The organism is Sutcliffiella halmapala (assembly GCF_050107295.1).
Taxonomy (GTDB): domain Bacteria; phylum Bacillota; class Bacilli; order Bacillales; family Bacillaceae_I; genus Sutcliffiella_A; species Sutcliffiella_A halmapala_A.
This window is the reverse complement of the sequence record NZ_JBNIKR010000006.1, coordinates 286,205-295,101: the sequence shown is the minus strand read 5'-3', so window position 1 is coordinate 295,101 and position 8,897 is coordinate 286,205. Positions and strand designations below refer to the sequence as shown.

At 40.2% G+C, this 8,897-nt stretch carries 8 protein-coding genes; 7 read left to right on the top strand and 1 reads right to left on the bottom strand.

Features of this window, described 5'->3' with window-relative positions; translation table 11 throughout:
* Nucleotides 1-477 precede the first annotated feature (477 nt).
* The 3 genes from ACQCT5_RS12555 to ACQCT5_RS12545 all read left to right on the top strand — a co-directional run bounded on the left by ACQCT5_RS12555 (nucleotide 478) and on the right by ACQCT5_RS12545 (nucleotide 5,063).
* Entirely contained in the window at nucleotides 478-2,172 is a 1,695-nt protein-coding gene (locus ACQCT5_RS12555) for a M3 family oligoendopeptidase (RefSeq protein ID WP_499642360.1), read from the top strand.
* 118 nt (nucleotides 2,173-2,290) lie between these two features.
* Nucleotides 2,291-2,917, top strand: coding sequence for a flavodoxin family protein (locus ACQCT5_RS12550; RefSeq protein ID WP_499642359.1), 627 nt, complete (start codon nucleotides 2,291-2,293; stop codon nucleotides 2,915-2,917).
* Nucleotides 2,918-3,056: 139 nt separating this feature from the next.
* A complete protein-coding gene (locus tag ACQCT5_RS12545; RefSeq protein ID WP_499642358.1) occupies nucleotides 3,057-5,063 on the top strand; it encodes a penicillin-binding transpeptidase domain-containing protein in 2,007 nt (668 codons plus the stop codon).
* A 124-nt stretch (nucleotides 5,064-5,187) separates the two neighbouring features.
* Here the strand turns inward: ACQCT5_RS12545 and ACQCT5_RS12540 are convergent, their stop codons facing one another.
* Entirely contained in the window at nucleotides 5,188-5,376 is a 189-nt protein-coding gene (locus tag ACQCT5_RS12540) for a hypothetical protein (RefSeq protein WP_499642357.1), read from the bottom strand.
* Between the two features lie 369 nt (nucleotides 5,377-5,745).
* Between ACQCT5_RS12540 and ACQCT5_RS12535 the strand changes: the two genes are divergently transcribed.
* The 4 genes from ACQCT5_RS12535 to ACQCT5_RS12520 all read left to right on the top strand — a co-directional run bounded on the left by ACQCT5_RS12535 (nucleotide 5,746) and on the right by ACQCT5_RS12520 (nucleotide 8,849).
* Nucleotides 5,746-6,633, top strand: coding sequence for a carbon-nitrogen hydrolase family protein (locus tag ACQCT5_RS12535; RefSeq protein WP_499642356.1), 888 nt, complete (start codon nucleotides 5,746-5,748; stop codon nucleotides 6,631-6,633).
* Between the two features lie 11 nt (nucleotides 6,634-6,644).
* Entirely contained in the window at nucleotides 6,645-7,328 is a 684-nt protein-coding gene (locus ACQCT5_RS12530; protein ID WP_499642355.1) for a GNAT family N-acetyltransferase, read from the top strand.
* A 7-nt stretch (nucleotides 7,329-7,335) separates the two neighbouring features.
* Nucleotides 7,336-8,007, top strand: coding sequence for a GNAT family N-acetyltransferase (locus ACQCT5_RS12525; RefSeq protein ID WP_499642354.1), 672 nt, complete (start codon nucleotides 7,336-7,338; stop codon nucleotides 8,005-8,007).
* A 404-nt stretch (nucleotides 8,008-8,411) separates the two neighbouring features.
* On the top strand, nucleotides 8,412-8,849 hold the full coding sequence (locus tag ACQCT5_RS12520) for an SRPBCC family protein (protein WP_499642353.1): 438 nt from the start codon (nucleotides 8,412-8,414) through the stop codon (nucleotides 8,847-8,849).
* The last annotated feature ends 48 nt before the right edge of the window (nucleotides 8,850-8,897 follow it).

Genomic DNA, 8,897 nt, shown 5'->3' with positions numbered 1-8,897 from the left:
ATTAAGGTTAAACTGTAATTGAGTCATCTTTATTCCTCTTTTCATTGTTTATCGTGGTTGAAAACAGTGTTGCCAAGAGTGAATAAAATGACTCTTTCATTTTACACAATTATATGGACTTAATCGGATTTGCGGGAATGGGGGTCTCAAAACTCCACTTTGAGACCGCGATTGAGTGGAATTGCGGGAATGGCGGTCTCAAAACTCCACTTTGAGACCGCGATTGAGTGGATTTGCGGGAATGGTGGTCTCAAAACTCCACTTTGAGACCGCGATTGGGAGGAATTGCGGGAATGGCGGTCTCAAAACCACACACCAGGGTTTTGAACTTCATCTCCTTTCTTTACACATGAAAAAGTCCCACCCACACACTGCTTTTTGTTTCGCTTTTCGAAATTAATTCGAGAAATCAAAAGGGTTACCCGCATCTTTTGTCGAAATAATTAGAGACACAACGATAAAAGGGGGAGTTTTAACATGCAATTCCAAGAATATCACTATCAACGACCAGATATGGCAGTGGTCGAAAAAGACTTTAATGAACTTTTGGAGAAATTTCGGTCGGCTGAATCCTTCAATGTGCAGGATCAGGTGATGGCGGAAATTAATGAGTTGCGCTCTGAGTTCGAATCCATGAGACAGCTTGTGCAGATCCGTCATACGGTTGATACGAATGATGAATTTTATCAAGAAGAAAAAAATTATTTCGATGTAGCAGGTCCTTCCTATAAAGGGCTGATTACAAAATATTATGAAGCGCTTACCATATCCCAGTATCGGAACGAGCTTGAGGAAAAATGGGGAAGTCAGCTATTTTCACTTGCAGACAGTGCATTGAAGACTTTTTCACCTGAAGTCCTTGGGGACCTTCAGGAAGAAAATAAGCTGGTGAGTGAGTATGTAAAGTTACTTGCGTCTGCGAAAATTCAAATCGAAGGTGAAGAGAGAAACCTATCTCAGCTTGCACCCTATCTCCAATCAAAAGACAGGAAAGTCCGCAAAAAATCCAATGAAGCTAAATACCGATTTTTTAGCGAGAATGCTGATACATTGGATACGCTGTATGATAGCCTCGTGAAGGTCAGAACCAGGATAGCAAAAAAACTGGGCTTTGAATCTTTTACTGATCTTGCCTATGCACGACTTAGCAGAACGGATTACAATGCTGAAATGGTAAAAAAATTCCGTGACCAAGTAAAGGAATATATCGTACCTTTGGCTACTAAACTTATGAACAAGCAGAAGGAACGGATTGGTGTGGACTCTCTGAAATACTATGATAATAGTTTCAGTTTCAAATCAGGAAACCCCGATCCAAAAGGTGACGCAGAATGGATCGTCAAGCAGGGAATTCAAATGTACAAAGAGATGTCCCCTGAAACAAATGAATTCTATAACTTTATGCTGAGCAACGAACTGATGGATCTACTCAGCAAAAAAGGAAAAGCGGGCGGTGGATATTGTACGTACATAAGCAAATTCAAGTCTCCGTATATTTTCGCAAATTTCAATGGGACAAAGGGAGATGTACGTGTATTGAAGCATGAAGTGGGTCATGCCTTCCAAGTGTTTGAAAGCCGTGGATTTGCCGTGCCTGAGTATGGGTTCCCAACATTGGAAGCTTGTGAAATCCACTCAATGAGCATGGAGTTTTTTGCATGGCCATGGATGAATCTTTTCTTCGAGGAGGATACCGACAAGTATAAGTTTTCTCATCTAAGTGAGGCCGTTCTTTTTATTCCATACGGAGTAGCTGTGGATGAATTTCAGCACTATGTATATGCGAATCCGGAAGCAACTCCAAAGGAACGCAATAAAGCTTGGCGTGAAATCGAGAAAAAGTACCTTCCTCATATTGACTATGACGGAAATGAATTCTTGGAAGAGGGAGGGTTCTGGCACCAGCAAGGTCATATCTATCGATCTCCTTTCTACTATATCGACTATACGTTGGCTCAAATATGTGCGTTACAGTTCTGGAAAAAAGCACAGGAAGACCATACGGCGGCGTGGGAGGATTATTTGCATCTATGCAAGCAAGGTGGCAGCAAATCCTTTACAGACCTTGTAAAAGAAGCAAAATTAATTTCACCGTTCGAAGAAGGTTGTGTCAATTCCGTCATTCAGGGAATTGAGGTATACTTGGATGGGATTAATGATAAAGAACTATAATTTCTAGAGGGATACCCCTTGCCTAAAATCACCAGGCATTGGGGGATCCCTTTTTTTCGTTAATAATCTATTAAATAGGGTAAATAAATAGATAAACGATATGAATTGGAGGATGGCTATGACTATAAAAGCACTGTTTCTAAATGGGAGCCTTAAAACGAGAGAGGAAACTTCAAACACTGAAAGCTTGATGAACGAAGTAATCACTCATTTTGAAAAGGAGAATGTTCAGTCCGAAACAATAAGATTAGCTGACTACAATATTAAATTCGGAATATCCGAGGATGAGGGGGAAGGGGATGAATGGCCTTTAATTCTAGAAAAAATCAAAACAGCCGATATTCTAGTGATTGGTACACCTCTTTGGATAGGGGAAAAAAGCAGCATCACAACACTGGCGATGGAACGGATTTATGGAGGAAGCAGTCTGACAAATGAAAAGGGTCAAAGTGTTTACTACAATAAGGTAGCTGGTGTGGTTGTGACAGGAAACGAGGATGGTGCCAAACATGCGGCAAGCTCTGTACTCTACGGCCTTACCCATTGCGGGTTTACCATCCCGCCAAATGTAGATACATACTGGGTTGGTGAGGCAGGACCTGGTGCTTCATATATAGAAGCGGAAGGGTATAAAAATGACTTTACAATGCAACATGCGAAAACGATGGCTTACAATTTAGTTCATTTTGCTCGGATACTAAAAGAAAATCCGATACCTGCTGAAGGAAATTTAATTGAAAGTTGATACTTTGGACATGAAAGCTTAGATTCTATCTAGGCTTTTTCTTTTGACTTTAACTAAAGTGGTAATTCCTGTATCCTTAGAATATAACATATTTTCCTAGATTAGATATTTATGGGATACAGCTGAGGAGGAAACGGATTTGAAAAAAGTAATTTTTGCCTTGTCCTTTGTGTTACTGCTAAGCGGATGCCAGGAGGAGAAAAAGGTCAGCCCATATGATGTGTTGGATGAATACATTGTTACATGGAAAGAAGCTGATTATCAAAAAATGTATGATACATATTTAACCGCTTCTACTAAAGAGACTTTCACTTATGACGTTTTTTTGGAAAGGTATGAGAAGCTTTACGGAGATCTGGAGATTGATAATCTGACCATAGAAGTTCTGGATAAGGAACAAACGTGGGAAGAGGAAAACTCCGTTACCATCCCTGGGAAGCTCTCCTTTGATACCTTCGCTGGAAAGGTCGAGTATGAAAAGGATTTTGTGATGGAAAAGGTCTTCAAGGAAGAGGAAGAAGACACCTGGACCATTCAATGGGACCCAAGTTTTATACTGCCGGATCTCGAATTGACCGACAAGGTACGCATAGATTCCACTACTGCCGAAAGAGGGGAGATTCTTGATAGCGAAGGGAATCCGATGGCACTCAATGGAGAAGTGTTCCAGGTAGGCGTGGTTCCTGGTCAATTTGAAGAAGAGAAATCTTTATCCCTTTTGGCCGGAATAATCAACATGGATGAAGCATACATCAAATCACAATACACCCTAAGCTGGGCACAGCCAGACTACGACATGCCAGTAAAGAAATTCCTTCTTGAAGATGAAGAAGTTGTAAGGAAGGCGGATGAGATAGCTGGTGTAACCGTAACAAGAGTGAAAGAAAGAATTTATCCATATGGAGAAGCGGCTGCGCACTTGATTGGCTATATCGGGGAAGTGACTGCAGAAGATTTGGAGCAGCTTGAAGGTTATGCACCTGGTGACAAAGTCGGGAAGCGCGGCCTTGAGCAATTGCTAGAAGAACGTCTTAGATCACAGAACGGGCAGAAAATCTACTTGGAAAAAGAGGATGGTAGCACCGTTGATATAGTTGAAACTGCTTCTCAGAACGGGGAGACCATTCAATTGACAATTAACGGCAATATGCAGCAGACACTTTTTGAAACGTTAAAAGAAGAAAAAGGAACTGCAGCTGTGCTCGATCCAAGCACTGGAAAAGTAAGAAGCCTTGTCAGCTTGCCTACATTCAACCCCAATGATTATGTATTGGGTCTCTCTACTGAACAGAGGCAATCACTTGAAAACAACCGAGAACAACCGACAATAAACCGCTTTTCCTACACGTATTCACCAGGCTCCACCATGAAACTGTTAACTTCTGTCATTGGATTGGCAAACGGTACATTGGACCCTACCCTGGCATACGAAATCAATTCGAAGGAATGGAAAAAGGATGAATCCTGGGGAAATTACAAAGTCGTCAGATACTATGAGAACGAAACAAAAGTAGATTTGGAAAGTGCCTTGAAATTCTCTGATAACATTTATTTTGCAAGAGTAGGGCTTGAGATGGGTCCCGAGAAATTTCAGGAAGGCCTAGAAAAATTAGGAGTCGGTGAAGCTCTTCCATTCACCTATCCAACTGTAAAATCCCAGATTTCCAACTCTGGAGCGCTAGATGAGGAAATTCTTTTGGCGGATACTGCATATGGCCAAGGGGAATTTCTTCTGAACATCGTCCATTTAGCAAGCATCTATGGTGGTGTCATCAATAACGGTAACATGATGCAGCCGCTTTTATTGGAGGAAGAATCGGAAAAGGTCTGGAAAGATAAGATAGTAACCGAAGAACAAGCAAAGCTGCTGCAAACGAGTCTTCGCAAGATCGTCTCAGAAGGCAGCTCACAGAAAGCTAATATTTCGGGTAGGGAAATAGCCGGAAAAACCGGTACCGCCGAAATAAAAATGGAACAGGGAACAACCGGCACGGAAAATGGATGGTTTGTCTCCTATGACCAGCAGGACCCTACCATGCTTACTGCCATGATGATAGAAGGTGTCGAAGCGAAGGAACCGAGGGGAAGCACCTATACAGTCGAAATGACAAAACGGTTCTATGAAGCACTTAGAGTTTCACAATAATAATTATTAGTTTCATTAGAAAGCTCTCCCCAAAGTCAAAGCTTGACAATAGGGAGGGCTTTTATACTTGAACAAAGTGAAAAAGAAAAAAGCAGCAAGTACATCTCCCTGCTCATTTTAATACCTATATATTTAAATATAATGCAATTCCTCCTAAAAGCACCACTGCAAGTACTACATATATCCATGTTAAGCGAAATATGTTTCCTTTGGTTGATCCACTGTAGTTTTCATCATTCTTCCCTGCCAAAGCAAGTGTGACAAACAGGGATGCAACCCCAATGATTATTACAAGTATTATTGCAATCTTCATTTTTTCCACCTCTTTTGATTACCTTTCAAGTTCTTTAAGAATTAGTAACAATCCTTTGAACAGAATATAGTTAAGTACAAGTTTGTACTTTTACCCAATATATTATATCCTCGCATCAGATTCCTGTCACCGTAAGAGTTTCAAAAATGAATCGATTTAGTAATCATTGCATATGAATCAATAGTTTTTTGTCCAGATTATGTTTGTTATGTGCGACTACACAATCAGTATACTTTTTTACACTATGTATATTTAATGTGCGTACTTGTTAATTTTTAAATAATAATTAATAATATCATTTGAAACATCATAGCTTACTACAAAAAAATGAAATTTATCATATAAATGATGCTAGAGAGGGGATGCGATATGAAATTAAGAGTATCAGCGGTTCAATATCAATTGAAGACAATCAGATCTTTTCAGGAATTTGAAGATCAGGTGCGTCATTATGTTAAGACAGCTCAGGAATATAATGCTGATTTTGTCCTTTTTCCTGAATTTTTCACCACACAATTAATGTCGATAGGTGATGAAAGCGGAATTGCGTTAACCATTGACGATCTGCCAGGTTTTACGGAATCCTATCGAAATTTATTTATTAACTTGGCTACAGAATATGAGCTTCATATCATTGGTGGTACCCATGTGGTTAGAAAAAATAGTAAACTTTACAATATAGCCCATCTATTTTATCCGGATGGAAGAGTAGAAGAACAAGCAAAACTCCATATGACACCTACTGAAGTAAAAGAATGGAATATGTCACCTGGCGAAGGGTTGGAGGTGTTCGAAACAGACAAAGGGACCATTGCGATGTTAACCTGCTATGACATAGAGTTTCCTGAGATAGTCCGAATGGCAAAGGCTGAAGGTGCAGATATTATATTCTGTCCATCCTGTACGGATGATCAGCATGGATTCCATCGAGTTCGCTATTCCAGCCATGCACGCACCATCGAAAATCAGGTATATGTCGTCACAACTGGTACAGTAGGTTCACTCCCGTCAGTAGATTTCATGAGAGAAAATTACGGCCAAGCTGCAGTCATCACACCGAATGATATTCCATTTCCCCCTAAAGGATTACTGGTCGAGGGAGAAATCAATCAGGATATGATTGTCACTGCAGACCTGGATTTGGAACTTCTTTACCAGGTTCGTGAAGAGGGCTCCGTCACCACTTGGAGAGACCGCCGTACCGACCTTTATCCTGATTGGGAAAACAATAAGAAAAATTTAGCCTTATCTTTATAGGAGGGATATTGTTGTATCGAAAAGAGTTTTTTGTCTTTGATCAAGATAAACCAGTAAAGGCCATTATTCGAAACTACGAAGAGAAGGACTTTTCCAATCTGATTCGCGTCCAGCAGGAAAGTTTTCCACCACCGTTCCCATCTGATTTGTGGTGGAACAAGGAACAGCTTCGTAATCATATCACTTTGTTTCCAGAAGGAGCATTATGTGTGGAAATAGATGGTAACATTGCAGGATCAATGACAGGACTACTTGTAGATTATGACCCTGACAGCCCGAATCATACATGGGAAGAAATAACAGACAATGGCTATATCCGCACTCATAATCCGGATGGAAACACCATATATGTTGTAGATATCAGTGTCAGTCCAGCCTATCGAAAACTGGGTCTTGGAAAATGGCTCATGCTTTCCATGTATGAAGTCGTGATTCAACTAGGTGTGGATCGCTTACTAGGTGGCGGTAGAATGCCCGGTTATCATAAACACGCTGATGAAATGTCAGCACAACAATATCTGGATGCAGTAATAAAGGGAGAAGTAAAAGATCCTGTCATTACTTTCCTATTGCGTTGTGGCCGCTCACCAGTAAGGGTTGTAGAAAACTACCTTGAAGATGAAGATTCCCACAATTATGGAGCATTAATGGAATGGAAAAACCCTTTTAAAAATAATTTTGAGTGTTGGGAGTAGAGAGAAAATGGAGTACGTTAGAATAACCAGTATTGAAGATCCCTTATTTAAACAGATGCATCAGTTAATGCAGCGGGTGTTTCCTGGTGAAGAGGTATTGGATTTCCATCTATGGAAGGAACCGCTGGAGGACCCTGGAATCCGAGTATTTGTCGCAGTGGAAAATAATCAAGTACTTGGAGCTACAGAATACCGTTATTATGAGGATTTCAACGTAGCTATGACCGATTTTACAATTATCGGGAAAGACGGACTTGGAATAGGGGCATTTTTAGCCCACAATCGTGCGCAGGATCTACAAACATTAGCAAAAAACAATGGAAAGGATCTCCGTGGCATGTTTGCGGAAATATACGACCCTTACAAGGTGGACTCCTATGAATTTGGTGGGGTAAGATCCATGAACCCTTATGTACGGAGGGAGGTATTATCTCACCTTGGCTATAGGCGGTTGGACTTCAGTTACGTTCATCCTTCATGGAACAATGATGGAGAGGCTGTCGAAGGACTGGATCTGTGTTTCTTAACTATGACTGCAAACAATGAAACATTGGAAGCTGATTTAATTGTGGCATTTCTAAAACGTTACTATACTGTATTACCAAATAAGCCACAGGCATGGTTACAAATGATCGAGAAATTGGAGAATGCGGAAACCATTATGTTGAAGGCAATCTGATATGAATAATCGAGTAGTCAGGGATGACTAACCCCCGACCTCTCACACCACCATACGTCCCGTTTGGTAAACGGCGGTCCAATTAAAAATGACGTAGACTTGGATATCTTGCATATAGACTTTGTGCCCTTGGGAACTTCAATAGGAGGTCCCAAGGGTTTTGTGTAAGAGTGAACTGTTGGAGATTCGCCAGTATTTCTTTTTAAGCTACCCCATTCGTATGCTTTAGGTGGGTGAACTCCTAAATTGTAATAATACATACCTCACGTTACTTTTACATCTACTTTAACTTCTTTATTACGAATTGAATCATTCGATTATCTTATTGGTAATAGGATTCTGGAGATGACAAGCATTCTTTATTATGCCATCATATAGTAAAGAAACATTAGGAGGATTCACTAATGGTCGATGTAATAACTGAAATTGATATACATGCTCCTTTGAACAAAGTTGCCGAATATGCAACCGACCCAGACAATGCTCCAATATGGTATGACAATATTCAGTCTGTGGAGTGGAAATCTCCAAAGCCCTTGAAAATAGGATCATTGGTTGCTTTTAAAGCTAACTTTCTTGGGAGAGAGCTTGCATACATTTATGAAATAGTAGAGTTTACTAAAGGGGAAAAGCTGGTGATGAAAACATCAGAAGGTCCATTTCCTATGGAGACAACATATAAATGGGAAACCAAAGGTGCAGATTTAACCACAATGACTTTGCGTAATAGAGGAGTACCTTCAGGTTTTTCAAAACTCCTGGCACCTTTAATGGCTTCTATGATGAGAAAAGCCAATAATAAAGATTTGAAAAAAATCAAAGCACTTCTGGAAAAAGAGTAAAAATATAAAAATGGATAGAATAAGCAGCATTTTGCAGCCTATTCTATC

Excerpts from the sequence above, each read along its gene's own strand:
- ACQCT5_RS12555 (WP_499642360.1), top strand. The coding sequence starts at position 478 with ATGCAATTCCAAGAATATCACTATCAACGACCAGATATGGCAGTGGTC.
- ACQCT5_RS12550 (WP_499642359.1), top strand. The coding sequence starts at position 2,291 with ATGACTATAAAAGCACTGTTTCTAAATGGGAGCCTTAAAACGAGAGAG.
- ACQCT5_RS12540 (WP_499642357.1), bottom strand. The coding sequence starts at position 5,376 with ATGAAGATTGCAATAATACTTGTAATAATCATTGGGGTTGCATCCCTG.
- ACQCT5_RS12535 (WP_499642356.1), top strand. The coding sequence starts at position 5,746 with ATGAAATTAAGAGTATCAGCGGTTCAATATCAATTGAAGACAATCAGA.
- ACQCT5_RS12525 (WP_499642354.1), top strand. The coding sequence starts at position 7,336 with ATGGAGTACGTTAGAATAACCAGTATTGAAGATCCCTTATTTAAACAG.
- ACQCT5_RS12520 (WP_499642353.1), top strand. The coding sequence starts at position 8,412 with ATGGTCGATGTAATAACTGAAATTGATATACATGCTCCTTTGAACAAA.